The sequence below is a fragment of the Bacillus sp. LR_5 genome (assembly GCF_042709275.1).
The window spans coordinates 1-25,526 of record NZ_JAVAXX010000072.1; the positions used below are offsets into that span (position 1 = coordinate 1).

Annotated in this window: 25 protein-coding genes and 1 pseudogene; 8 read left to right on the forward strand and 18 right to left on the reverse strand. The window is 47.4% G+C overall.

Features of this window, described 5'->3' with window-relative positions; genetic code table 11:
• Positions 1-122 precede the first annotated feature (122 nt).
• The 6 genes from hutP (at position 123) to RAC86_RS16160 (ending at position 7,596) form a co-directional block, all read left to right on the forward strand.
• Positions 123-569: a histidine utilization transcription antiterminator HutP gene (gene hutP / locus RAC86_RS16135; RefSeq protein ID WP_338382697.1), complete on the forward strand. Its 447-nt coding sequence runs from the start codon at positions 123-125 to the stop codon at positions 567-569.
• A gap of 112 nt (positions 570-681) precedes the next feature.
• Positions 682-2,208, forward strand: a complete 1,527-nt coding sequence (gene hutH / locus RAC86_RS16140; protein ID WP_377885864.1) for a histidine ammonia-lyase — start codon at positions 682-684, stop codon at positions 2,206-2,208.
• The gene (gene hutU / locus RAC86_RS16145; protein ID WP_048655063.1) at positions 2,205-3,863 is read left to right on the forward strand and encodes a urocanate hydratase; all 1,659 of its coding nucleotides are present in this window, start codon (positions 2,205-2,207) and stop codon (positions 3,861-3,863) included. Before hutH ends, hutU begins: the two co-directional genes overlap by 4 nt.
• A gap of 12 nt (positions 3,864-3,875) precedes the next feature.
• Positions 3,876-5,141, forward strand: coding sequence for an imidazolonepropionase (gene hutI / locus RAC86_RS16150; RefSeq protein ID WP_024571659.1), 1,266 nt, complete (start codon positions 3,876-3,878; stop codon positions 5,139-5,141).
• On the forward strand, positions 5,134-6,093 hold the full coding sequence (hutG, locus tag RAC86_RS16155; protein ID WP_048655066.1) for a formimidoylglutamase: 960 nt from the start codon (positions 5,134-5,136) through the stop codon (positions 6,091-6,093). The genes hutI and hutG overlap by 8 nt, the downstream gene beginning before the upstream one ends.
• Positions 6,094-6,168: 75 nt before the next feature.
• The gene (locus tag RAC86_RS16160) at positions 6,169-7,596 is read left to right on the forward strand and encodes an amino acid permease (RefSeq protein WP_048655067.1); all 1,428 of its coding nucleotides are present in this window, start codon (positions 6,169-6,171) and stop codon (positions 7,594-7,596) included.
• 43 nt (positions 7,597-7,639) lie between these two features.
• Here RAC86_RS16160 and RAC86_RS16165 read toward each other — a convergent pair whose 3' ends face one another.
• The 17 genes from RAC86_RS16165 to RAC86_RS16245 all read right to left on the reverse strand — a co-directional run bounded on the left by RAC86_RS16165 (position 7,640) and on the right by RAC86_RS16245 (position 24,172).
• Complete coding sequence (locus tag RAC86_RS16165) at positions 7,640-8,941, reverse strand: pyrimidine-nucleoside phosphorylase (RefSeq protein ID WP_110109537.1); 1,302 nt, start codon at positions 8,939-8,941, stop codon at positions 7,640-7,642.
• Between the two features lie 29 nt (positions 8,942-8,970).
• Positions 8,971-10,152 (reverse strand): nucleoside permease NupC, encoded by a 1,182-nt coding sequence (nupC, locus tag RAC86_RS16170; protein WP_003244143.1) that lies wholly within the window; start codon positions 10,150-10,152, stop codon positions 8,971-8,973.
• 80 nt (positions 10,153-10,232) lie between these two features.
• Positions 10,233-10,904: a deoxyribose-phosphate aldolase gene (gene deoC, locus RAC86_RS16175; RefSeq protein ID WP_003227127.1), complete on the reverse strand. Its 672-nt coding sequence runs from the start codon at positions 10,902-10,904 to the stop codon at positions 10,233-10,235.
• A gap of 105 nt (positions 10,905-11,009) precedes the next feature.
• Positions 11,010-11,951 (reverse strand): DNA-binding transcriptional repressor DeoR, encoded by a 942-nt coding sequence (gene deoR / locus RAC86_RS16180; protein WP_015250869.1) that lies wholly within the window; start codon positions 11,949-11,951, stop codon positions 11,010-11,012.
• 133 nt (positions 11,952-12,084) lie between these two features.
• A complete protein-coding gene (locus RAC86_RS16185) occupies positions 12,085-12,912 on the reverse strand; it encodes a DUF1206 domain-containing protein (protein WP_106073232.1) in 828 nt (275 codons plus the stop codon).
• Between the two features lie 72 nt (positions 12,913-12,984).
• Entirely contained in the window at positions 12,985-14,097 is a 1,113-nt protein-coding gene (gene eutH, locus RAC86_RS16190) for an ethanolamine utilization protein EutH (protein WP_377885865.1), read from the reverse strand.
• A 69-nt stretch (positions 14,098-14,166) separates the two neighbouring features.
• On the reverse strand, positions 14,167-15,504 hold the full coding sequence (locus tag RAC86_RS16195) for an MmgE/PrpD family protein (RefSeq protein ID WP_377885866.1): 1,338 nt from the start codon (positions 15,502-15,504) through the stop codon (positions 14,167-14,169).
• Entirely contained in the window at positions 15,501-16,643 is a 1,143-nt protein-coding gene (gene sndB / locus RAC86_RS16200; protein WP_263723555.1) for an N-acetyl-sulfur-metabolite deacetylase SndB, read from the reverse strand. The genes RAC86_RS16195 and sndB overlap by 4 nt, the downstream gene beginning before the upstream one ends.
• A gap of 16 nt (positions 16,644-16,659) precedes the next feature.
• Positions 16,660-17,409 carry an amino acid ABC transporter ATP-binding protein gene (locus RAC86_RS16205; protein ID WP_015715005.1) on the reverse strand — a complete coding sequence of 250 codons (750 nt, stop codon included), beginning with the start codon at positions 17,407-17,409 and terminating at the stop codon, positions 16,660-16,662.
• A gap of 12 nt (positions 17,410-17,421) precedes the next feature.
• A complete protein-coding gene (locus tag RAC86_RS16210) occupies positions 17,422-18,096 on the reverse strand; it encodes an amino acid ABC transporter permease (protein ID WP_014481396.1) in 675 nt (224 codons plus the stop codon).
• A 22-nt stretch (positions 18,097-18,118) separates the two neighbouring features.
• The gene (locus tag RAC86_RS16215; protein WP_003227109.1) at positions 18,119-18,913 is read right to left on the reverse strand and encodes an amino acid ABC transporter substrate-binding protein; all 795 of its coding nucleotides are present in this window, start codon (positions 18,911-18,913) and stop codon (positions 18,119-18,121) included.
• A 24-nt stretch (positions 18,914-18,937) separates the two neighbouring features.
• On the reverse strand, positions 18,938-19,435 hold the full coding sequence (gene snaB, locus RAC86_RS16220) for a sulfur-containing aminoacid acetyltransferase SnaB (RefSeq protein ID WP_029726154.1): 498 nt from the start codon (positions 19,433-19,435) through the stop codon (positions 18,938-18,940).
• A 13-nt stretch (positions 19,436-19,448) separates the two neighbouring features.
• On the reverse strand, positions 19,449-20,774 hold the full coding sequence (locus tag RAC86_RS16225; protein WP_377885867.1) for an LLM class flavin-dependent oxidoreductase: 1,326 nt from the start codon (positions 20,772-20,774) through the stop codon (positions 19,449-19,451).
• A 432-nt stretch (positions 20,775-21,206) separates the two neighbouring features.
• Positions 21,207-22,193, reverse strand: a complete 987-nt coding sequence (gene yxeI, locus RAC86_RS16230; protein WP_326149821.1) for a penicillin V amidase — start codon at positions 22,191-22,193, stop codon at positions 21,207-21,209.
• Positions 22,194-22,347: 154 nt separating this feature from the next.
• Positions 22,348-23,160, reverse strand: coding sequence for a sugar-phosphatase (gene yidA, locus RAC86_RS16235; protein ID WP_003243315.1), 813 nt, complete (start codon positions 23,158-23,160; stop codon positions 22,348-22,350).
• Between the two features lie 39 nt (positions 23,161-23,199).
• Entirely contained in the window at positions 23,200-23,757 is a 558-nt protein-coding gene (locus tag RAC86_RS16240) for a hypothetical protein (RefSeq protein WP_003242636.1), read from the reverse strand.
• Positions 23,738-24,172: a DUF3255 family protein gene (locus RAC86_RS16245; RefSeq protein WP_015715009.1), complete on the reverse strand. Its 435-nt coding sequence runs from the start codon at positions 24,170-24,172 to the stop codon at positions 23,738-23,740. The genes RAC86_RS16240 and RAC86_RS16245 overlap by 20 nt, the downstream gene beginning before the upstream one ends.
• Positions 24,173-24,262: 90 nt before the next feature.
• Between RAC86_RS16245 and cotNE the strand changes: the two genes are divergently transcribed.
• On the forward strand, positions 24,263-24,628 hold the full coding sequence (gene cotNE / locus RAC86_RS16250) for an inner spore coat protein CotNE (RefSeq protein WP_003227093.1): 366 nt from the start codon (positions 24,263-24,265) through the stop codon (positions 24,626-24,628).
• Positions 24,629-24,876: 248 nt separating this feature from the next.
• Positions 24,877-25,230 (forward strand): hypothetical protein, encoded by a 354-nt coding sequence (locus tag RAC86_RS16255; protein WP_029726150.1) that lies wholly within the window; start codon positions 24,877-24,879, stop codon positions 25,228-25,230.
• Positions 25,231-25,273: 43 nt separating this feature from the next.
• Here RAC86_RS16255 and RAC86_RS16260 read toward each other — a convergent pair.
• Positions 25,274-25,526 (reverse strand): annotated as a pseudogene (locus RAC86_RS16260) (hypothetical protein); the annotation flags it as partial.

Here is a 25,526-nt window from a genome sequence, read left to right on the forward strand (position 1 = left end):
CTATTACAATAGCAATCTAACTTGTTAAAGACTGTAAAAAACCTTTTGACTTCTGCTGCTGAACCAATTAATATAATACTCAGTTAATAGTTATCAGAATTTTTAGGAATTGAGTGATTCATATGACACTGCATAAAGAGCGTCGGATCGGCCGGCTGTCTGTTCTCCTGCTGCTGAATGAGGCGGAAAAAAGTACGCAGGTTGAGGAGCTGGAGCGAGACGGATGGAAGGTCTGTCTTGGCAAGGTAGGATCAATGGACGCGCATAAAGTAGTAGCCGCAATTGAAACCGCTTCCAAAAAGAGCGGTGTCATTCAATCTGAGGGTTATCGGGAGTCACATGCGCTTTATCATGCGACGATGGAGGCATTGCATGGCGTGACCAGAGGTGAAATGCTGCTGGGATCGCTGCTTCGGACGGTGGGCTTGAGGTTTGCCGTTTTGAGGGGAAATCCTTATGAAAGTGAAGCGGAAGGCGATTGGATTGCTGTCTCGCTTTACGGAACAATCGGTGCGCCGATTAAAGGTCTTGAGCACGAGACATTCGGTGTTGGAATTAATCACATATGAAACAGCCCATAGATCTTAGACGATAGGGGGCTATGCGTGAAAACAGATGTTCACAGCATAGCTCCTTTTTGTATGGGCGCTTTACCAAAGTAAAGAAAAAGGAGTTGGGCTTATGGTGACTTTAGACGGTTCTTCATTGACAACAGCCGACGTCGCTCGTGTGCTGTTTGATTTTGAGGAGGCAGCGGCTTCTGAGGAAAGTATGGAGCGCGTGAAAAAAAGCAGAGCAGCAGTGGAACGGATTGTACGCGACGAAAAGACAATCTACGGCATCAACACCGGATTTGGCAAATTCAGCGATGTCCTGATTCAAAAAGAAGACTCCGCGGCGCTGCAGCTGAATTTAATCCTTTCTCATGCCTGCGGAGTCGGCGACCCTTTTCCTGAGTGTGTTTCCAGGGCAATGCTGCTTTTGCGCGCCAATGCGCTGTTAAAAGGCTTTTCCGGTGTACGCGCTGAGCTGATCGAACAGTTGCTTGCTTTTTTAAATAAACGCGTCCATCCTGTCGTCCCTCAGCAAGGATCACTTGGCGCAAGCGGAGATCTGGCGCCGCTTTCCCACCTGGCGCTTGCGCTGATCGGGCAAGGAGAGGTCTTTTTTGAGGGGGAAAGAATGCCGGCAATGACAGGCTTGAAAAAAGCCGGTATTCAACCGGTAACGCTGACATCCAAGGAAGGGCTTGCCTTGATTAACGGGACTCAGGCCATGACTGCAATGGGAGTGGTCGCCTACATTGAAGCTGAGAAACTAGCCTATCAAACAGAACGCATTGCCAGCTTAACGATTGAAGGTTTGCGGGGAATTATCGATGCATTTGACGAGGATATTCACTCAGCCCGCGGCTATCAGGAGCAGATCGATGTCGCAGAACGAATTCGCTTCTATCTGTCTGACAGCGGCCTGACAACCTCTCAGGGAGAACTGCGGGTTCAGGATGCCTATTCATTGCGCTGTATTCCGCAAGTACACGGTGCGACTTGGCAGACACTAGGCTATGTCAAAGAAAAATTAGAGATTGAAATGAACGCAGCTACAGACAATCCACTCATTTTCAATGACGGTGACAAAGTGATTTCCGGCGGAAACTTTCACGGACAGCCGATCGCCTTTGCCATGGATTTTCTGAAAATCGCAATATCAGAGCTTGCGAATATCGCAGAGCGCCGGATCGAACGACTTGTGAATCCGCAGCTGAATGATCTGCCGCCGTTCCTGAGCCCTCATCCCGGTCTGCAATCCGGTGCAATGATCATGCAGTACGCCGCGGCCTCACTCGTTTCTGAAAATAAAACACTGGCCCATCCTGCAAGTGTGGATTCCATTCCGTCATCCGCCAACCAAGAGGACCATGTCAGCATGGGAACCATCGCCGCTCGGCATGCTTATCAGGTGATCGCAAATACAAGGAGAGTCATTGCGATCGAAGCGATTTGCGCATTGCAGGCTGTTGAATACAGAGGCATAGAACATGCAGCGTCCTATACGAAACAGCTTTTTCAGGAAATGAGAAAAGTCGTGCCGTCCATTCAGCAGGACCGTGTTTTTTCCTATGACATTGAACGCTTGACTGACTGGCTGAAGAAGGAATCTTTAATACCTGATCATCAGAATAAAGAACTAAGGGGGATGAACATATGACTGATGTAAAAAAATCAATCCGTGCCAACAGAGGAACAGAGCTTGAATGCTTAGGATGGGAGCAAGAGGCAGTGCTTCGGATGCTTCGAAACAACCTTGATCCAGAAGTCGCCGAGAAGCCGGAGGACCTCATCGTATATGGCGGGATTGGCAAAGCCGCACGGGATTGGGACGCTTTTCACGCCATTGAGCATTCCTTGAAAACATTAAAAAATGATGAAACATTGCTCGTGCAATCCGGAAAGCCCGTTGGCATGTTCCGTACACACCCGCAGGCCCCGCGCGTGCTCCTAGCAAATTCTGTTCTTGTTCCGAAGTGGGCAGACTGGGAGCATTTCCACGAACTTGAGAAAAAAGGGTTAATGATGTACGGACAGATGACGGCTGGCAGCTGGATTTACATTGGCTCACAAGGCATATTGCAAGGAACCTATGAAACCTTCGCTGAGCTGGCGCGACAGCACTTTGGGGGCAGCTTAAAAGGAACGTTGACGCTGACAGCGGGTCTCGGCGGAATGGGAGGCGCACAGCCGCTGTCTGTCACGATGAATGAAGGCGTCGTCATTGCTGTCGAGGTTGACGAGAAACGCATCGACAAGCGGATGGAAACAAAATACTGCGATCGAAAAACAGCATCGATTGAGGAAGCCTTAGCTTGGGCTGAAGAGGCAAAGCTGGCAGGAAAACCTTTGTCCATTGCGCTTCTCGGAAACGCGGCTGAGGTGCATCACACACTTTTGAACCGAGGCGTCAAAATTGATATTGTGACAGATCAGACATCTGCCCATGACCCTTTAATCGGTTATGTTCCCGAAGGCTACTCCCTTGATGAAGCTGACCGTTTGCGTCAAGACAATCCAGATCTTTACGTGCGCCTTGCGAAGCAAAGCATGAAAAAACATGTCGAAGCCATGCTGGCCTTTCAGCAAAAGGGCTCTATTGTATTTGACTACGGCAACAATATCCGGCAAGTCGCAAAGGATGAAGGGCTGGAGAATGCCTTCGATTTTCCTGGGTTTGTCCCTGCCTACATCCGCCCCTTATTCTGTGAAGGAAAAGGGCCGTTCCGCTGGGCGGCGCTTTCCGGAGATCCGGCAGATATTTACCGTACGGATGCGTTATTAAAAGAGCTGTTCCCGACAAATAAAGCCCTTCACCGCTGGATTGATATGGCACAGGAAAAAGTCACCTTCCAAGGCTTGCCGTCCCGTATTTGCTGGCTTGGATATGGAGAACGAAAAAAGATGGGCCTCGCCATTAACGAGCTGGTTAGAACCGGGGAGCTAAAAGCGCCTGTCGTTATTGGGAGAGATCATTTGGACTGCGGGTCTGTCGCCTCTCCAAACCGGGAGACAGAAGCGATGAAAGACGGAAGTGACGCTGTTGGTGATTGGGCTGTGCTAAATGCGCTTGTCAACACGGCGGCGGGTGCAAGCTGGGTTTCCTTCCACCATGGCGGCGGCGTCGGAATGGGCTATTCCCTGCATGCCGGCATGGTTGCAGTGGCCGATGGAAGTGAGCTGGCTGACGAGCGGCTCGCGCGGGTCTTAACGAGCGACCCAGGAATGGGCATTATCCGTCATGCGGATGCGGGTTATGAACGTGCCGTTGAAGTAGCGAAGGAACAGGACATTATCGTGCCGATGCAAAAATAAAGGAGTGATGACATGCCAAAGCAAATTGATACGATTCTCATCAACATCGGTCAGCTTTTGACGATGGAAAGCAGCGGTCCGCGGGCAGGCAAAAGCATGCAGGATCTTCATGTGATCGAAGACGCTGTTGTCGGCATCCATGAACAGAAAATTGTGTTCGCCGGACAAAAAGGGGCTGAAGCCGGTTACGAGGCAGACGAAATCATTGACTGTTCGGGACGCCTTGTAACGCCTGGCCTCGTTGATCCGCACACCCATCTTGTATTTGGCGGATCTCGTGAAAAGGAGATGAACCTTAAGCTTCAGGGCATTTCATATTTGGATATTCTGGCGCAGGGCGGCGGGATTCTGTCTACAGTCAAGGATACCAGGGCGGCTTCAGAAGAAGAGCTGCTGCAAAAAGCCCATTTTCATCTGCAAAGAATGCTGTCCTACGGCACAACCACAGCAGAAGTGAAAAGCGGCTACGGCTTGGAAAAAGAGACAGAGCTCAAACAGTTGCGTGTCGCAAAGAAACTGCATGAAAGCCAGCCTGTTGACCTTGTTTCCACATTTATGGGAGCCCATGCGATTCCTCCCGAATATCAAAACGATCCAGATGAATTTCTGGATCAAATGCTTTCCCTTTTGCCGGAAATCAAAGAGCAGGAGCTCGCCAGCTTTGCTGATATTTTTACAGAAACAGGCGTTTTTACAGTCAGCCAATCCCGCCGTTATTTACAAAAAGCAGCTGAGGCAGGCTTCGGATTAAAAATACACGCAGATGAAATCGATCCGCTTGGAGGTGCTGAATTAGCAGGTGAGCTAAAGGCCGTCTCAGCCGACCATTTGGTAGGTGCATCGGACGAAGGCATAAAGAAATTGGCTGAGGCAAGAACGATCGCCGTCCTCTTGCCGGGCACGACATTTTATCTTGGCAAAAGCACATACGCCAGGGCTAGAGCTATGATTGATGAAGGTGTATGTGTCAGCTTGGCAACGGATTTTAATCCTGGCAGCTCGCCGACTGAAAATATCCAGCTGATTATGTCCATTGCCGCGCTTCATCTGAAGATGACTGCAGAAGAAATATGGCACGCGGTCACAGTCAATGCCGCATACGCCATAGGGAAAGGAGAAGAAGCCGGTCAGCTCAAAGTCGGCCGCTCAGCTGATCTAGTCATTTGGCAAGCCTCGAACTATATGTATATTCCGTATCACTACGGGGTCAATCATGTACATCAAGTCATGAAAAACGGAACAATTGTTGTCAACAAGGAGGGAGCCATTCTTGGATAAGTACCCTTTTCTCAGAGAGGCCGGATCTTCGTTTAAAGACCGGGATGTCACAAAAATGAGCGACCTGATCGCAACATGGGACGGCCAGGACATTAAGGGACCGGCGTTGATAGGTGTCCCCCTATCAAAATCCTCCATCAGTCATTCAGGCGCTTCCTTTGCACCCGGAACAATACGCCAGGCTCTGAAACATTCATCAGCCTATTCTGCTGAGCTTGGAGAGCACGTCGTATCAGAGCTTCTATATGATCTGGGGGATATCGATATTCATGTCACTGATATCGTAAAGTCACATCATCACATTTTCCAAACCATGCACGCTCTGCTTTCGGATCATCCGGATTGGGTGCCGCTCATACTTGGGGGAGATAACTCTATCAGCTACTCCACCATAAAAGCGATAGCACAAACGAAAGGAACGACAGCGGTGATTCAATTTGATGCCCATCACGATGTACGCAATACGGAGGACGGGGGGCCGACAAACGGCACCCCCTTCCGCCGCCTTTTGGATGAAGAGATCATTGAAGGTCAACATTTGATCCAGCTGGGTATCAGAGAATTCAGCAACAGCCAGGCCTATGAAGCATATGCAAAAAAACATAGCGTGAACATTCACACGATGGACATGATCCGCGAAAAAGGACTAATCCCAACGATAAAAGAGATTTTGCCTGTTGTTCAAGATAGAACAGATTTCATTTTTATATCTGTTGACATGGATGTCTTAGACCAGTCCCATGCACCCGGCTGTCCAGCGATTGGCCCGGGCGGCCTCTATACAGACGAATTGCTTGAAGCAGTCAAGTACATCGCACAACAGCCCAATGTTGCCGGGATTGAAATTGTTGAAGTCGATCCTACCCTCGATTTTCGAGATATGACAAGCAGAGCTGCAGCTCATGTTCTGTTACACGCATTAAAAGGAATGAAACTCTCCCCATTCAAGTGATCTTCTGGCAGGTTGTATTTTGGGTATAGGAAACTCATCTGCCTAATGAATGGCAGCTAAAAGGAGGGCGAGACAGTGAATCTTCAGGAGAACAGCAGCCAACAGCTAAAACGCACAATGAAAAGCAGGCACCTATTTATGATCTCATTGGGAGGCGTCATAGGCACAGGACTTTTCCTCAGTACGGGCTATACGCTACATCAAGCCGGACCCGGCGGTACGATACTCGCTTATGTAATCGGCGGGTTGATGATGTACCTCGTCATGCAATGTCTCGGCGAATTGTCGGTTGCCATGCCGGTGACCGGCTCTTTTCAAAAATATGCTACAACATTTATCGGTCCATCTACCGGTTTTATGGTCGGCATCATGTACTGGATCAATTGGGTGGTGACGGTAGGCTCTGAGTTTACCGCATCCGGTATTCTCATGCAGCGCTGGTTCCCTGACAGCAGTGTATGGATGTGGAGTGCGATTTTTGCAGCCCTTCTTTTTATATGCAACGCATTTTCAGTTAAGTTATTTGCGGAAACTGAATTTTGGTTTTCCAGCGTAAAGATTGTCACCATTATTTTATTTATCATTTTAGGAGGAGCCGCCATGTTTGGCCTGATCTCTTTAAACGGAACGGCGGATGCTCCTATGTTGTCAAACTTCACAGATCATGGCGGGTTGTTTCCAAATGGCTTTCTCGCCGTTTTTATCGCGATGATATCTGTGAGCTTCGCCTTTTCCGGTACAGAGTTAATCGGCGTTACAGCAGGAGAATCAGCAAATCCTCAAAAGGATATACCGCGATCCATCCGTAATGTCGCATGGAGAACCGTGATTTTTTTCATTGGCGCTGTCTTCATATTATCCGGGTTGATTTCTTGGAAGGACGCAGGCGTGATTGAAAGCCCGTTTGTAGCCGTATTTGCGGAGATCGGAATCCCTTACGCTGCTGATATTATGAATTTCGTGATATTAACAGCCTTGCTGTCCGTCGCCAATTCAGGCCTATATGCTTCAACCCGTATGATGTGGTCGTTAGCAAATGAAAACATGATCAGCTCCCGTTTTAAGAAAGTGACCTCTAAAGGCATTCCTTTAAATGCCTTAATGATCAGTATGGCTGTATCTTGTTTATCTCTCGTTTCCAGTATCGTGGCCCCTGGAACTGTCTATGTGGTGATGGTCGCAATTGCTGGATTTGCAGGAGTCGTGGTCTGGATGAGCATTGCCTTGTCCCAGCTCTTGTTTCGAAAGAGATTTTTGAAAAAAGGGGGGAATGTAAAAGATCTGACATTTCGCACGCCGCTTTATCCTCTTATGCCTATAGCCGCTCTCTTATTATGTTCTGCTTCTTGTATCGGTCTTGCTTTTGATCCCAATCAAAGAATCGCACTTTTCTGCGGAGTTCCTTGTATCATCCTTTGCTATCTGATCTACCATTTCAAAAGAAATGTTACAAAAGCGAAAAAAATCAACCAAGAGGAATATCAGGCTGATCACATCCTGTAATCAAAAAAGCACACCCCGCTCAGGATGGGATGTGCTTTATTTTTTATTCTGTAATTAACGTATGAATCAGCTTCGGCGCCTTCGCTTCCGCAGCGATGCGGATGTTGTCATAGACTTTTGCGATGACTTCATCAACGTTTTCGCGGTTGGCGTAAAGCGTCACGAGCGGTTCGCCTTTTTCTACTTTGTCCCCGACCTTTTTGCGGAGCATGATGCCGACGGCTAAATCGATCTCATCTTCTTTTGTGGCGCGACCGGCACCTAACAGCATCGCTGCGACGCCGATTTCGTCCGCAACGATTTCAGAGACGACACCCACTTCTTTGGCGGGCACATCAATTTGATATGCGGCTTGCGGAAGCTTAGACGGATCGTCAACAATTGAGCTGTCGCCGCCTTGGTTTTTCAGGAAATCCTTGAATTTCTCAAGTGCTTTGCCGTTTTTCATGACTTCTTCCAGCTTCGCTCTTGCTTCGTCCAATGTATCGGCTTTTTTCGCAAGCACAACCATCTGGCTGCCGAGCGTTAAGACAAGCTCATGAAGATCCTCAGGTCCCTCGCCTTTGAGTGTGTCGATCGCTTCTTTGACTTCAAGCGCATTTCCGATCGCAAAGCCCAGCGGCTGGGACATGTCTGAAATGACAGCCATTGTTTGACGGCCGACGTTATTTCCGATGCGTACCATCGCTTTGGCAAGTTCAGCTGCGTCTTCTTCTGTTTTCATGAAGGCGCCCGCACCCGTTTTTACGTCAAGCACGATGGCGTCCGCCCCGGCAGCGATTTTTTTGCTCATAATCGAGCTTGCAATGAGCGGAATGGAATTGACCGTTCCCGTTACATCACGAAGCGCGTACAGTTTTTTATCAGCCGGCGTTAAATTGCCGCTTTGGCCGATGACCGCAACCTTGTCGCGGTTCACAAGTTTAATAAATTCATCCTTCGTCAGTTCCACGTGGAAGCCGTCGATTGCCTCTAACTTATCAATCGTGCCGCCCGTATGGCCGAGGCCGCGGCCGGACATTTTGGCAACCGGCACGTCAAGAGCCGCAACAAGCGGAGCGAGAACGAGTGTTGTCGTGTCGCCGACGCCGCCGGTGGAGTGTTTATCCACTTTAATTCCTTCAATGGCAGAAAGATCAATCGTTTCACCGGAGTTCACCATAGCCATCGTCAAGTCCGCGCGTTCACGGTCACTCATATCCTGGAAGAAAATCGCCATAGCAAGCGCGCTTGCCTGATAATCAGGAATGCTTCCGTCTGTGTAGCCGTTCACGAAAAATTGAATTTCTTCAGTGGTGAGTTCTTTTCCGTTTTGTTTTTTGATGATGATATCTACCATTCTCATGTTTGGTCACCGATCCTTTTCGATTAAGTTCAGTAAATCAAGCCCACAATTGCTGCTGATAAAAAGCTGACAAGCGTAGCACCGTATAATAATTTCAAGCCGAAACGAGCGACGACATTTCCTTGCTTTTCATTCAGTCCTTTTACGGCACCGGCAATGATTCCGATTGAGGAGAAGTTCGCAAAGGACACAAGGAATACCGATACGATCGCTGTTGTACGGCCGCTGAAATGGAAACCGTTTTGCGTAAGCGACGTCATGGCGACAAATTCATTCGATACCATTTTTGTTGCCATAATGCTTCCCGCATTAACAGCTTCATTCCATGGGATACCCACAAGAAAAGCGAATGGAGCAAACACATATCCAAGAATGCCTTGGAACGAAATACCGAATACTGCATTAAAAATGCCATTGATCAAGGCGATAATCGCGACAAATCCAATCAGCATCGCAGCGACGACAACCGCTACTTTGAAACCGTCAAGGATGTATTCTCCGAGCACTTCGAAGAAGGATTGTTTTTCTTCTTCCTCAACACGAAGCATATCCTCTTCTTTTGCAACCTCGTACGGATTAATAATAGAAGCAATTATGAAACCGCCAAATAAGTTCAAGACCAGCGCTGTTACAACATATTCCGGTTTCAGCATTGTCATATACGCGCCGACAATCGACATTGATACAGTTGACATCGCAGATGCGCAAAGCGTGTACAAGCGCTGCTGATTTAAAAGACCTAGTTCTTTCTTCAAGGAGATAAATACTTCTGACTGCCCTAAAATCGCAGAAGCCACTGCGTTATACGATTCCAATCTTCCCATACCGTTTACCTTGCTGAGGGCAAGGCCGATATATCTAATGATAAACGGGAGGACTTTCCACTTTTGCAGAATCCCGATCAGAGCGGAAATAAACACGATTGGCAAGAGAACATTCATAAAGAATGTCGTTTGGTCCGCATTCACCAAGCCGCCAAACACAAAGTTAATTCCCTCAGCCGCGTATTCAAGCAGGTAACCGAATCCTTTTGCAAATCCTCCCACGAGGAAATTCCCTATCCCGGTATTGAGGAGAATGTAGCCAAGAATAAATTGCAAAATGAGCATAACAACAATTGGGCGGATCTTAATTCTTTTTTTGCCGCTGCTCGCGATCCACGCGAGGCCTAAAAACACGATTAAACCGATAATCCCAATCAAATACTTCATATGTGTTTCTCCTTTATTTGTATTCGCTTACAATCACTGTTTCCTCAGAAAACGGAAAGCAGTCTGCCTTCCGTCAGCTCTTAATAGTTGTCTCCGCCTGATGCATTTTCTCCTTTTACGATAGAAACGCCTGCGCTGGCGCCAATTCGGCTTGCTCCAGCCTCAACCATTGTGTCTACATCTTCTTTCGTTCTGACGCCGCCAGATGCTTTCACGCCGATATCAGGTCCTACTGTTTTGCGCATTAAGGCGATATCTTCCTTCGTTGCGCCGCCTGTAGAAAAGCCTGTTGATGTTTTTACGAAATCCGCTCCCGCAGACACCGCTAAACGGCATGCACGTTCTTTTTCTTCATCAGTCAGAAGGCACGTTTCGATAATGACTTTGACAAGCGCTTTTCCGGCTGCAGCTTCCACTACACCGCGGATATCAGCTTCCACCACATCGTCTTCCTTGTCTTTTAAAGCGGCAATATTAATGACCATATCCACTTCAGTGGCGCCTTTTGAAATGGCGTCTTTTGTTTCGAACGCTTTTGTTTCAGTTGTATTGGCACCGAGCGGGAAGCCGATGACCGTACAAACGTCGACTCCAGTTCCCTTAAGCTCTTTTGCAGCAAGCTCCACCCATGTCGGATTGACACATACTGAAGCAAATTTGTATGTTTTCGCTTCTTCAATTAGTTTTAGAATGTCCGCTTTTTGTGTATGCGGTTTCAAAGCTGTATGATCAATTATGTTGGCTAATGACATCCTTCGCACACTTCCTTTTTTGTTAAGATATTTTTTAGCATAACCGACTTTTGAACATATGTAAATTGGTAATTGAAATTTTGTTCAATGAAAGGTTTGAACGTGTCACAAATCATTAACAAGCGCCCTCGCGGTATGCTGGTCAATGATTAAAACGTTGGCATATTTTCCGGTTAATGCTCCGTGAATGGAAGATACTTTTCTGCTTCCGCCGGCAACTAAAATGGAGCGTTCCTTCAGCCTGAGGTCTTCAAGCTCAACACCGATGGTCCGGTCATTGATGGCGCTGCTGCAAATATTCCCTTTCGCATCAAAAAAGCGTGAACAAATATCCCCCACGGCCTGTTTTTTCAGCAGGGCTTTCTCTTCTTCGTTAAAATATCCGAGCCGGAACAACAGCGCTTCGTCACGGACAGTCCCCACCGTGAAGAGAGCGATATTCGCCTGCTTTCCCATCTCGATGATCCGCTCAATATGACGGTCTTCCTCCACCATTCGCTTCACATCCGCATTATCAAACACGACGGGAAGCGGAAGATAGCGCGGCATCGTTTGAAAAGCCTCTGCAAACAGCTGAATCGTTTCAGCTGAATACGTGTTTACCCGGGAATGGCTGATGCCGCCTTTCAGCTGGACGACCTCGACGCCTTTTACCTGCTTCGGCTGCATATTTTGCGCGATTTGATACATGGTAGTTCCCCAGCTGACGCCGACAATGTCGCCGTCTTTTACCGTTTCATGCATATATTCTGCACCATAGCGGCTTAGGTCATGTGTAATTCCTGCATAATCGGGTGTCGGGGAAAACACAACATGCGCCTCAAGGAGCCCGTATTTCTCTTCAAGTATGGAACCGAGCGCATCCAAATCCTCAAAAGGGTCCATGACGCGAATCTGGACATACCCTTTTTCCTTTGCATATTGCAGCAGCCGGGAAACGGTTGGCCTTGAAATGTTGAGCTGCTCAGCAATTTGCTGCTGACTGTAGTCAGACTGATAGTAAAGCCTTGCCGCTTCTATGCTTAATTGTTGTTTTTCCCGATCCATTCCGCACCTCCCTGTGGATCAGTCCTGATAAAACTGCTTTTGATTTGCTTTTATTATACAGGCTGGCGCCAACTTTCATCCACCTGATTTCTAAGAAACTGAAAAACGCTCTGGGCGCGGACCTGCCCAGAGCTTACTTCTCCCAGGTCATATGCTGATAAATGCCTTTCATAATGGCGTACATTCCATATAGGATCAGGCCTAATGCCAATATAGACAGAATCAATTTGCCATGCGGCTGCTGCGCGAGTTCGGCGAGCGCGCCGTCAAAGCCTCTTGTGTCGTCGGGATCAGCGGTCATGGCTGTCTTGATGAGAAAGTAGCCGATAGCAGAGAAAATAATGGCCCGGGCGATATTGCCTGCGCGTCCGGTGTTTTTCGTGATGCATATCATTTGTTTGTTCATTTTTGACGTATCAAATTCTTTCATAAAAGCAGCCCGAACGCCTTTCATAAATTGAACAATCGCAAATACGATAAAACCCGCACCCGTAAGCCCTGTGAGCCATTGGCCGAATGGCTGCTCCAATACATAAGCGGACCACGTCTGTTCTGAAGTGCCGCCGTCCCCTTGGCCAAACACAAATCGCAAGGCATTCCAAGCGATGGATGTATAAACGGCGGCACTGAAAAAGTTTCCTATTCTCCGTGACAGGCCTCGCCTGCTGTTTCCGTGCCCCTCCGTGTCCTTGATTGCGCTTAACACCATCCAGATCACATAGCCGATAAGGCCAATACCTATTAAAAAAAGCAATAGTGACCCATACGGCATGCGTGATAGCGTTTGGAGCGCTCCGCTCGAATCTTTCGCGCGGCCTGCCCCGGCAGCCGTCATAAAGGCCAAAACCCCAAGCAGAATAAAAACGCCGCCGAATGCAAAATAACCAAGCCTCCCGAATCGTTTGATCCAAGGCTTGGTTTCCTGTTTTATTTTTGACATGTACCGGTCTTTCACCGCCATGTGTCCAACCCTCTTTCACAGAAATCTTTACTGTAACATTCCCGATTGGACAAAGTTGAAACAGCTTCTGCCTCAGCTATGGCCGGCTGAGATACGTTTTTGCTGATTAGCTGATTGTGCAGGTGTCATCCAAGCAGCCGCTGCGGCAGCTGTGACTCCGCCTGCTAATTTCCCAATGATCATGGCCGCCGCCATTTCTTTTTTCATTCCAGCCACAAAACCGAGGTGGCTGCCGAGTACAAAGGCGCCGCTGACCGCAAACGCGACATTGATGACCTTTCCTCTCGGCGTCATATCCTTTAATGAAGCCAGCATTGGGATATGGTGCGCCAAAGAGGTCACCAAGCCTGCTGTTGCTGTCTCATCTAAATGAAGGTGTTTTCCCAGGGCCTGTAGCGGTTTTTTAAAGGTTTTTGTAATAAAAGCCGTCATCGGAAACGCCCCTGCCAGAGCAATGGCGATGGTCCCTGTCGTTTGTATCCCTGTCTCGACATTCTCCATTCCCGGAATCAGCACAATGCCGGTCATCGTTTCAACAGAAACAGCTGCAAGCCCGATAATCGCAACCATACTGACCGCTTTCCCGAAGAGATGAAACAACTGAATCATTCTGTCGGTGTATCGCCATAACCCAAAAGCGATGACAGCAGATAACAGACTCGGGATCAGAAGATTTTTACCTATCATGCCGATGTCAAAGCCTGCGCATAATCCGCCGATTAAGCAACCGATCGGCACTGTGCACAGCCCGATTAATATGCCTTTCGCAAAATACGGATGATCCTCTTTTTCGATGATGCCAAGAGCGACGGGAATCGTGAAGACGATTGCCGGCCCCATCATTGTTCCTAAAAACACCCATGAAAACAGCCCGGCCTCCGGATCTTTCGCCATTTCTCCAGCCAGCGCATATCCTCCCATATCAATCGCCAAAATGGTGTTCGCAAAGGAAGAAGGGTCCGCGCCAATCGCTGTGTAAAACGGAGCAACAATGGGAATCAGGATTGCTGCCAGCACGGGCGCCAGCGACACAATTCCGATCATGGACAGCGCCAGCGGCCCCATAGCCTTAAACCCGGCCGCAAACCGCTCGCCTAGCCCCCATCTGTTTCCCAAACAATAATCCGCCGCTCCCCATAGTAAAAAGGCAGCCAAAATGAATACAACCGCGTCATTCACCGTCATGGTTTTCTCCTTTTTCAAACGTATGATTGGTTTTATCATATCATCTGAAATCACCGAATAGAGTTGATCTTATTCAATATGAGCTAAAAATTCTTTTATATCGGCTTTTTCAACGGCTGTTATGATGCTCCGCGCTTTTTCTTGCGGGACCGTTAATGTCAATTTTTCTATTATGTCTTCTTCAGACAGCTCATTTCCTGGCGCCCCTTTTGGGCAGTCCACACGCGCTTCGCAAATCCGGCCGTCTGATAAATAGGCCCGGACAATCGTAAAACGGCCTTTTGGAACGGCACGGGGAGCCGGCTGAGTAGCATTGTCATATACGCGCTGAATATGCCCTATTGTCGTTTGAATGCCGTTTGGGATCGGCTGGCTGTTGAAATGTTCAACGGTCAGGCCGTGTCCGTGCAAAGCAAGAGCAATCACATATTCAACGCTGAAACGGCCTTCCTCTCCAGTTTTTGGAGATCGTTCCGTCAATGCAGCATCTCCGCCTGGCGGAAATATCACTTCAATACGTTCGGTATTGGCCGCAGAAATGGTTTCTTCGGAGATAAGCTGTCGTACCGCATCTGCAGCATGGTGTGCCGCGGAACAAAATGGATAGATTTTAAACCATAGACCCGGCTGCACAATTCTCCACGGTGCCCCCCAATCGTTTAGCAAAGTGTGTTGTGCTTTTTCAACGTCACCGTACAGACTGAAGAAACCAGTTTCTCCATCAAGTGCCGTGCGGGACCCGCCAAATTCTGATTGGGCCAGCTTAACGGCCAGCAAGCCAGCCTGAGCCGCCAAACCGGCGTGCAGCGGTTTCATTTCTGTTCCAAATTGCACCCTCATCCCAGCAGATTGCGTAGCCGCAAAACCAATTGCTTTTTCCAACTCTTCCTGAGTCAGCTCCTCAGCATAACCTACGGCGCAGGCAGCAGCGATGGCACCAAGCGTTCCTGTATTATGCCAGCCCTTTTCATAGTGGCGGCTGCCAATTGATTCTCCCAGCCGTGCCATCACTTCAATACCAACAATATAAGCGCCAAGAAGCCGCTCGTCATGTCCGCGAGCGGCAGAAGCAATAAGGGCCGGTACGATGACTGCACTGGGGTGTCCTCTTACATCGGAGTGGACATCATCAAAATCCAATGCATGGGCGATAAATCCATTCAGCATCGCGGATTGTAATGGTGCGGCCTTTTTGCCCTGTCCGATAATAGGAACAAGGGGCCGGCCTCCTTCATCCTCTATCAGACGGAGGAGCTTTTGAATGCCTTTATCTTCTCTTCCTGCGAATGAAGCAGCAGTAAAATCAAGTAATCCTTTTTTTGCTTCGTGAATCGCGTCAACTGAATACTCAGGTTGTGACGTTCTCACAGCCGCTGCAAGACCTGCTGTCAGCCCTTGTTTGCTCATTTGATGGTCTCCAATACAATAACCGCCAGCTCCGCAAAGTATTGAGAGGCAACCGTAAGGGCATCTTCATCCAGTGTAAAGGCCGGATGATGCCACTCCTCCGTCCCGTTCGTTCCCATCCAGACAAAAAATCCCGGAATCTTCTCTTGATACAGAGCGAAGTCTTCTCCGCCCGGAGACTGCTCAGCGTGAACGGTTTGATAGCCAAGCCGTGCCGCAGCTTCGGATGCCGCATTCAAAAATGTGCCGTCATTCTGAACGGAAGGCAAATAAGGAAACCACTTGAATTCTGCTTGTGCCCCATAGCCCGCTGCAATTCCTTCAGCCACTCGTCTCATATGCTCCGGAACAACCTGCCTCGCTTCTTTTTGAAAGGTTCGAACCGTTCCCTCCATTTCAGCTTGGTCTGGAATTACGTTCCACGAGGTGCCCGCCTGTACTCTTGTGATACTGACGACTGCGTTTTGCAGTGAGCTGATATTGCGGCTGACCACAGATTGCAGCCCGCTGATGATTTGTCCGGCTGCAGCGATTGGATCAATACTGTTATTTGGGATGCCGGCGTGCCCGCCTTTCCCTTTGATGACGATCTCAAATCGGTCAACACTTGCCATGAGCGGACCTTCCTTTACACCAATGGTCCCGACAGGCAGATCCGGCTTATTGTGCATGCCGAAAATCGCAGAAACGTCATTAAGTACGCCAGCTTCTAGAACCTTTCTTGCTCCTGCGGCAATTTCTTCGGCCGGCTGAAAGATAAAGCGGACTGTACCTTTCAGCTCGGCCTTTCTTTGATTCAGCAAAATCGCTGTGCCAATAATAGAAGCAGTATGAAAATCGTGTCCGCACGCATGCATTGTGCCATCAACCTTAGATGCAAACGGGAGATTCGTCTGTTCTTGGATCGGGAGCGCGTCAATGTCCGCTCGTATTGCTATCACGGGGCCGTCTTCCCGTCCTTTGATTTCTGCAATCACGCCAGTCTCCAATTGAGGAACATCAAGTATTTCGATTTGCTCCTCCTCAAGCCAGCGGCGGATTTTTTTCGTCGTTTCAACCTCTTGAAATGACAGCTCAGGATGTTCATGAAGATCACGCCGCATATTGATTAAACGGGTATGAAACGCTTTGTCGGCCATTGTTCTTCTCCCCTTCTTATATAAGCTCTGCAGGCTCTCCCACCTGCTTGATAAATCGTTTCGTCCGTTCGTTTTTCGGATGGTCAAACAGTTCTTCTGGCGTTCCCTGCTCGATAATATGGCCGTCTGCCATAAAAATCACTTTATCAGCGACCTCTTTTGCAAACGCCATTTCGTGTGTAACAATGATCATCGTTGTTTGTTTTTCCGCAATGGACTTGATGACCTGAAGCACCCCTGTGACGAGCTCAGGGTCAAGCGCTGACGTTGGTTCATCCAGCAAAATCGCATGCGGATTGACCGCAAGCGCCCGCGCAATGCCGATTCGCTGCTGCTGGCCGCCGGACATTGTGATCGGATAGCTGTCAGCCTTATGCTCCAGACCGACTTGTTTCAGAATCTCCATTCCAATACGTTTCGCTTCGTCGCGTGGTTTATGTTGAGCCACAATTAAAGCTTCTGTAATGTTTTGCAGAGCCGTTTTATTTTTAAACAGATTGTAGTTTTGAAAGACCATGGCCGTTTGCTGGCGAAGCCGATATGCTTCCTTGCGTGTAAACTTTTCCGCGTTCAGTTTGGCTTCTCCGATTTCAATAAGTCCTTGATCCGGACGCTCTAATAAATTTAAGCACCGGAGAAGCGTTGACTTTCCGGAACCGGACGGACCGATGATTGCCACCACTTCTCCGCGTTTCACTTCTAGATCGATTCCGTCGAGCACGACGAGATCTTTAAACGCTTTGCGAATATTTTTTACTGTTATCAACTGATTTCACCTCTAAGTCCGGTATGGCTTGCTCATGGCACGTTCAAACAAGTCCTGCAACATGCTGTAGATCATGGTAAGAATCCAATAGACGATCGCAACCGCCAAGTACGTCTCAAAATATTTGAGGTTTCCTGAAGCGTACATCTTCCCTTGGGCGAACATCTCCATGACCCCTAATGTAAAGGCCAGTGACGTTTCTTTCAGGAGCCCGATAAATGTATTGCCCGTTGCCGGAATCGCATTTCGGATCGCTTGCGGCAAAATAATCCGTCTGTATGCCTGAAATTTTGTCATACCGACAGACAGGCACGCCTCCAGCTGCCCGTCATCAACAGAATTGAGGGCGGCCCGGAAGATTTCTGCCAAATAAGCTGCGTTTTTTAAGCTTAACCCGATGATGGCAGCTGTGAGAGCTGTCATTTTGCTCATCTCTGGAAATAGCTGCGGCAGCCCGTAATAGATTAAGAACAGCTGTACAAGTGTCGGCACGCCTCGGAAAAAGGATATATACAGCTTTGACAGCTGATGAAGCACTGGAATTTTGTTTTTTGTAATGAGTGCGAGAATAAGTCCTCCGATAATGGCAAAAATCATAGCTGCTATTGCCATAAACAAGGTGATCGGAAGGGCCTGAATTAAAGTCGGGAACGCTGATATCATGAATTCCCAATCAATCGTGTTCATTCTGGTGAGTCACCGCCGTTTCTTAATGCTTCTGTTCTACTGTGATATCTTCATTAAAGTATTTTTCAGAGAGTTTTTTCAGTGTTCCGTCTTTACGCAATTCATCTAGGGCCTTATTGACTTTTTTGCGGAGCTTGTCGTGCGCATCGTCCTTGGCAAATGGGAATGCAACCTGTTCGTAAACAATCGGATCTCCTGCAAGCTTTAATGGCAAACCGGTCTTCTTGATTTGCGCGATCAATACAGTTCGGCTGTTGACATAAGCGTCTACACGGCCGTACGCAACATCCTTCAGCGTACCCTCTTGTGTTTCGTACGTTTTGATATTGATTTTTTTATCAGGATCTTTGCTTTCAAGGTTTTTCGCGTGGTTTGAACCGAGAACGGCTGCGACTGTCTTGCCTTTTAAATCGTCTACTGATTTGATGTCTGTATTGTCTTTTTTGACGACAATCTGTGTTCCCGCATAAGCGTATGGTTTCGTAAAGTTATACGTTTCCTTACGTTCGTCTGTCACAGCTACCTGGTTGGAAATGGTGTCAAGCTTGCCTGTTTGAAGCTCTCCCATCAGCCCGCTGAATTCAAGCAGCTTCCAGTCCAGTTTCATGTCAATTTTCTTAGCGACTGCTTCCATCACTTCCACGTCAAAGCCTGTCAGCTTTCCGTTTTCTTTATAAGCAAATGGGTAACTTTGTCCTGTCGCACCGACATGAAGCACATTGTCATCCTCTTTACTGCTGCTGTTTCCATTGCCGCAAGCTGAGAGCACCGCTAATAATGCAGCAACGACCAGCACTGTCCATTTTTTCATCTTCATTGGATTTTCCCGCCTTTTCTATTTTTATAGATCATGTCGCAATTGTTTTTTCATATAGACTGTGATATGCCCTTTTCCAAGGTCTTGTTCACCTGAGCGGACATATCCTTTTCGTTCGTACATCTCAATCAGCCACGGATGCTTATCCGCTGTTCCGAGTGAGACAAACGGAACCTTTAACGTATCGCGAAGGATTGTTTCCTCCAGCCATTGAAGCAGCTTTGTTCCGATTCCTTTTTTTCCGGTGCCGGGGTCCACAGCAAACCACCAGATATGCGGAACGCCATACGGTCCCGGCTGTTTTCCCCAAGGCATTCTCAAGGTGATGGTCGCGATGATCCGCCCGTCTTCTTCCATGACGTAGCAAGCATTTTCCCGAATATTTTTCAGCACCAAATCCAAATCCGCATGAGCGGCAGCAAAACGAATGCCGAGCTTTCGAATCGGTTCATAAGCCCGCAATGTCAGCTCGAGAAGCTGTTCGGCATCACGTTCAACTGCAAGGCGGTATCGTGGCTTCATCTAGCGTTCCTCCTTACTTTGCATAGCGGTTTACCGGCTTTTCCAAACCGAAATGCTCTCGTAATGTTGTGCCTTCATATTCTTTTCTGAACACGCCGCGCTCCTGTAAAATCGGAACCACTTGATCAACAAACACTTCAATTCCTTCTGGAAGAAGCGGAGGCATGATGTTAAACCCGTCACACGCTTTCGTATCCACCCATTCCTGCATCTTGTCGGCGAGCTGCTCCGGCGTGCCGACGAAGATATGGTGGCCTCTGGAGCCTGCAACGTATTTGTAAAGCTCTCGTATCGTCATATTGTCACGTTCAGCCATCTCCTGAACAAGCTTGAAGCGGCTCTTCACCGCATTGGAAGCTTCTGCGTCAAGCTTCGGCAGCGGCCCATCAAGCGGATATGCCGACAAATCAATTCCGCCTAAGTAATTTTGGAGAATTTGCAGACCGACAGATGGGATAATCAGATCTTGAAGCTCCTTGTATTTGGCTTGCGCTGCTTCTTCTGTATCGGCAATGATTGGGAAAATACCCGGCATGATGGCAATTTTTTCTGGATCACGTCTGAATTCCGCAGCCTGTTCTTTAATGGATTGATAAAATTCCTGAGCTGATTCCAGGTGGTTTTGTGCTGTGAAGATCACTTCTGCTGTTCTGGCAGCCAACGCTTTTCCGTCTCCTGATGATCCTGCCTGGATAATGACCGGCTGGCCCTGCGGCGTTCTTGAAACGTTCAGAGGTCCGCGAACCGAGAAATATTCTCCTTTGTGGTTCAGCTCGTGCATTTTTTCTTTGTCAAAGAATTCACCCGTTTCTTTATTACGGATAAAGGCGTCCTCTTCCCATGAATCCCAAAGCCCCTTTACAACTTCGACAAATTCCTCTGCCCGCTGATAGCGCAAATGGTGTTCGAGGTGCTTTTCACCGCTGAAATTCAGCGCTGTTGATTCAATAGATGAAGTGACAACGTTCCATCCGGCACGGCCGTTGGACAGATGATCCAATGACGCAAACTGTCTGGCAATATGGAATGGCTCGCTGTATGTAGTGGAGGCTGTTGCTGTCAGTCCGATTTTTGATGTGACCTGCGCCAAAGCAGAGAGCAGGGTGAATGGCTCAAACCTTGTTAATACATTTGGATGTGATTTGCTGTCAATTGAAAGGCTGTCCGCTAAAAACAGCATATCCAGCTTGCCTCGCTCCGCTGTTTTCGCAAGCTGTTTAAAATAATCCAAATTCATGCTCGCATCTGACGGCGCGTCCGGGTGCCGCCAAGACGCAACATGATGGCCTGTACCTGCTAAAAATACCCCTAATTTGATTTGTTTCTTTTTGCTTGTCATGACGATACTCCTTTTATCATGTTTTTAGGCTGAATAATCCGAAAAATAAACTCCTATATTCCTAGTTGTTTAATATGAATAAATCAAAATGTACCTTTGTCTTGGACGTTTGTCAATGAGTTAAGATTAAATTTTTCTTTTTAAGCTGAAAACTCGCGGGATCATGGGGCGGCATTTGTGCAACCTGTATACTGGCAAAACCAGTCTGATGCATGCTGAGACTCGTTTTGATCCAAAGTTTTATATAAATGTAGCTTGCACCTTATCTCTACTTCCGACCATACGCATTTTGCCGCCACTTTTGCTCTTTGCTAATAAACGCGCGTGGTCGCCGTCGTAGAACGGTCCATTTTCCCACTCATTCAGAAGCTGAGACATCACATAAAAAAATAAGCTGATCCCGGATTCATACCGAAATCAGCTAATTGAATCTTAATTAAGTTCTAGAATACTTTCTTCTGCTTTAGCAGAAAACACTTTAGGCTCAAGGCGGTCTAGGTCTTCATGAAATAAATTTACTTTTTGGATTTGCCGATTGTCATAGTGGTGGAAATAGTAGTTTCCAGTTTCGTTGCACATCACGGAAGTATATTGCGTATAATGAATTTCGTCTTCTTCCGTTATCACTGCGCCCTTTGGTATCGTCATATTTGCCAAAATTTGAAAAGCGGCTGTTACACCTTTCGTTTCATCGGCCGCCGGCTCTAGATGTTCTTTCAAATAAACAGCTCTGACAAACCGGGAAGGCGGTGTATAATCCCCCGGCAGACCAACAGTTCCTAAGCCTTGGCCAAAAGCAGAAAGGGCTAATCCGCCCATCTCTTTGCTCTCTAATTGCTTCGGTCTGATTCCTGTATATTGCTGCAGATTGGTTACATGCCATATAAAGTCGGGGCTGTTCGTCATGACACCAGGTTGATTATCATAGACTTTGAGGCCGTCTGCTCTCGGTTCTATCGTCATGCTTCGGCCCGTCCGGTCTGACAATATCCAGTGAAGCGGTAAAACTGTATCCAATAGATCTAATTTTTTCTCTACAATCGTTAAAGATCGAATCTTTTCTTTTACGTCTTCCAAAGACTTACAGACTGACAGCACCCATGTCACAAACTCATGCGGGGCAATGTGAACGGTATCTTCCCGTATCGTTTTTTCGTACTCCGCATAGCCCGGAAAATAAAGTGCAGCACACGATAAACCGTTTTCATTAACGCCGTCTGCAAATAAAATATTACCAAGTTTTCTTCCCATACCGATAAATGCGTACTGTGTCTGATGGGCCTTTCCGTCAGCTTCACTATTCCAACTGTAACGGCGCGGATAGAGAATCACCTCTGTCCCCAGCTGAAATGCAAAATCCATTGTTCTCGCTAATAAATGATTCCGGTCAGCAGTTTCCAATGTAAGACTTGTGCACATTTGATCAGTCCCCTTTTCAATTCAGATTAATATCATACATATTGTGAACGAATTGGTTTTATCAGCATAACGAAAGTCAAATCGGTTCGTCAAAGAATTGACATTACATCAAATAAAACGAAAAAATCCAGCCTTTAGAAGGCTGGATTTTTTATTATTTAGCCAAAACAAGCTCGTGAATCGCATGCGCAACACCATGTTCATTATTGGAGCGCGTTTGAAAGTTTGCGGCTTCCAATACTTCTGGGATGGCGTTTGCCATGGCAACCCCGCAGCCCGCCCATTCGATCATTGTCAGGTCGTTCCCGTTGTCGCCTATGCACATGACTTCCGCCTGTTCAATTCCAAGCAGCTGAGCCAGCTGGCGTACAGCATTTCCTTTGCTGGCTTCCGAGTGCAGAATTTCATAAAAGAAAGGCGCGCTTCTGACCATTGTATATTTTTCTCTCACGTCTTTCGGAATCGATGTAATGACGCGGCTTAAGTTCTCCGGTTTATCAATAAACATCACTTTCGGGATGAGGATATCTTTTGGCACCTCGTCAATTTTGCGGAAATGAAGCGGCACCTGTGTCACATAGGATTCGTATACGGTAAATTCGCTAATGTCCCGGTTAGGCGTATACAAATTAGATGAGTCAAAGAAATGCATCGGCGTCTTCAGCTCTAAGCTCAGGTCATATAATGAAGTCAAATCATCATAACCGAGAGACAGCTCCGAGACCACTTCATTTGTATGCGTATTTTGAACAAGTGCTCCATTATACGCAATAACATAGTCGCCTTCTTCAATTAAATTCAGTTCATCTAAATATCTCTGCACACCCCCGATAGGCCGGCCGGTGCAAAGCACAATTTTGACACCTTCCGCTTTTGCCGCGTGAAGGGCGTCGCGGACCTCCTCTGTTACTTCATGATGATCATTTAAAAGTGTTCCATCCATATCAATTGCAATTAGTTTGTACATCCTGCATCTCCTTCATGTCGTTTTCAGGCTATAGTCCCATCATATCGTTTTTTCTTTTTGATATTCAACCGGAAGAGATGGTTTTCTCCGGATTCTGTTTAGACGCCGCCCTTGTCTTCGGATACGCAAGCGCGGTTTCCGCTTTCTTTCTGCCTTGACGCCGTTTTCTGCTTTTTTCTGTTTCATCAGCAGAAAGCCGGCAGCTAGAAAAGGAATGCCGGTTATATTCAAGATGGCAAGCTTCACACCCGCCGCGATGAAAAAGAACCCCCATGAAGATGATGGATTCCGTCTGATCATGACGTAAGCCGCCATTTCCAGAACAATCAGGATGGCATGAAGCACTATGCCATAAATCAGCAATACAAGGGCAAAAAACAATACATAATTCACGATTGCCCCTGAGTACATCATAGCGCGCATCATTTGTATAAACGATAAGGACTGCATGGAGCCGCTGATGACATTGGGGTTATAGATCGTATAGTCACTAAATAAATGTTTGACTTTGAGAAAAGCCCATAATATAAATATCCACTGAATAATATGTAAAACAAGCCCCGCTGCCACCAGTCTTTCAGCTTTTTGATTTCTCATCTTTCTCCTCCCTGCCGGTCTTTGATTCGATTCTTGTCATCGTTTTTGTCTGGCCATTTTGCTCCCATATCAATGTCCCGTTTTCTCCTCTTTTCAGCGTGCTTTTGAGCGGATAATAGGGGCCGAGGTACTGAATCTCGATAGACCCGTCAGTGCTTTGGGAAATCACCTTGTATGCCATAAAAGGCAGCTGTACCTCTCCTCTTCCTTCCATCACTTCCGTTTCCACAACCTCGTCTTCGGTAAATGTGACTGTTGCTGATTTCACGCCGTCCGTTGGCCCGGGGGCAAGCCCCTCATCCCACGTTCCGTAATAAAACGGCGTCTCTTCTTTTTGCTGCTGGCAGCCCGATACCATGATGCATACAGCAATTAAAAACAAAATGCCATATTTGTTTCTCAAGGGGATCACCATCCTTTCCTCCTTTTTTTGGGCGAATGCCGTGCCACTGTGCCAAGGACTACATAAGTTATAAGGAATTCACCCACAAGGAGATTGATCATAATGAACCCTTATCAATATTACAGCCCTCAGCTGCCTCAGCAGGAACCTTACTATAGCCACTATGAGTACAATCCTTATCCGCAGCAGGATGTATACGATCCATACCAAATGGATAGACAGCCGGCATTGGAAAGAAGAATCGCAGCACTTGAACGGCAAAATGAACAGCAGTCAAGAGAATTAACCCGTCTGACAAACGAAGACCGCCGTCAAAATCGGGAAATTGCACGGATTGCCGAACAGGTCAATCAGCTAAGCCAGGCTGTTGAACGCCATACACGCCGCCTAAATCGGCTCAATCAGCGCCTCCGCACAGTAGAAAACCGGCTGAATATCCCATTTACTGCAGGGGAAGGCGGTTTCTGAGCGAAACAAAGAAAAAAAGCGGAATACGATTCTCCCATCTCAGGGTTTCGTTTTCCGCATTTCTTATGTGTTAAAACGGAACATTTACATAAAAAGGGTTTGTACCCAGTATACAATCTTTACCGTTTTCATTCAAAGATAGAGGGGCTGAGGAAAATAATTGTAGTTCCTCTTTGACAGAATTTCTTTTCATTCAGGTTGCATGATAATACCGACTCACGTCAATCGATCACATGGAGGGATCATTCATGCATAATACACAACACGGCTTGCAGCAGCTGAACCAATGCCGCCAAACTGCTCAGCAGCTCATTCAGCAAACACAGCAAAGCAGCCAGCAATATCGCCAAATGCTTCATCAGGAACAGCAAAACATCCAAATGCTGCAGCAGATTCTAAACCACGAACAACAAGCTGCACATACCATTCAGCAAGCACTGCACGGGCATGATATGGCGATTCAAAAGTGCCAGCAGGTTGTCAACATGTGCAACCAAATGCAACAGGAACTTACTGGACAAGCCAGCGTCATGAATACGAATGTGTCTACACTTCCATTCGGCCAAAACACGCCATTTCAGCAGCAATCCTACCAGCAGTAACATATAAAAAGCTCAACACAATGCGAGTGTTGAGCTTTTTTTCTTACTGTTCTTTGCGAATATGTATATCCTGAATAGACTGTTTCGGTGCATGAAATCTGCTCTCGGCTTCACTTCTTGCCTCGGCAAAAGCCCGCGCCTCCACATGATCTTTGTAGACATCCAGCTGAATCAAATACAGCGGGCGCACTTTAAAGCCATGAATAATGGTCACCGCCCATAACGGAACCACAATAAAAACACCGGGCAGATCGGGCAAAACAAAACCAAACGCAAAAATGAAAAAATAAATGATG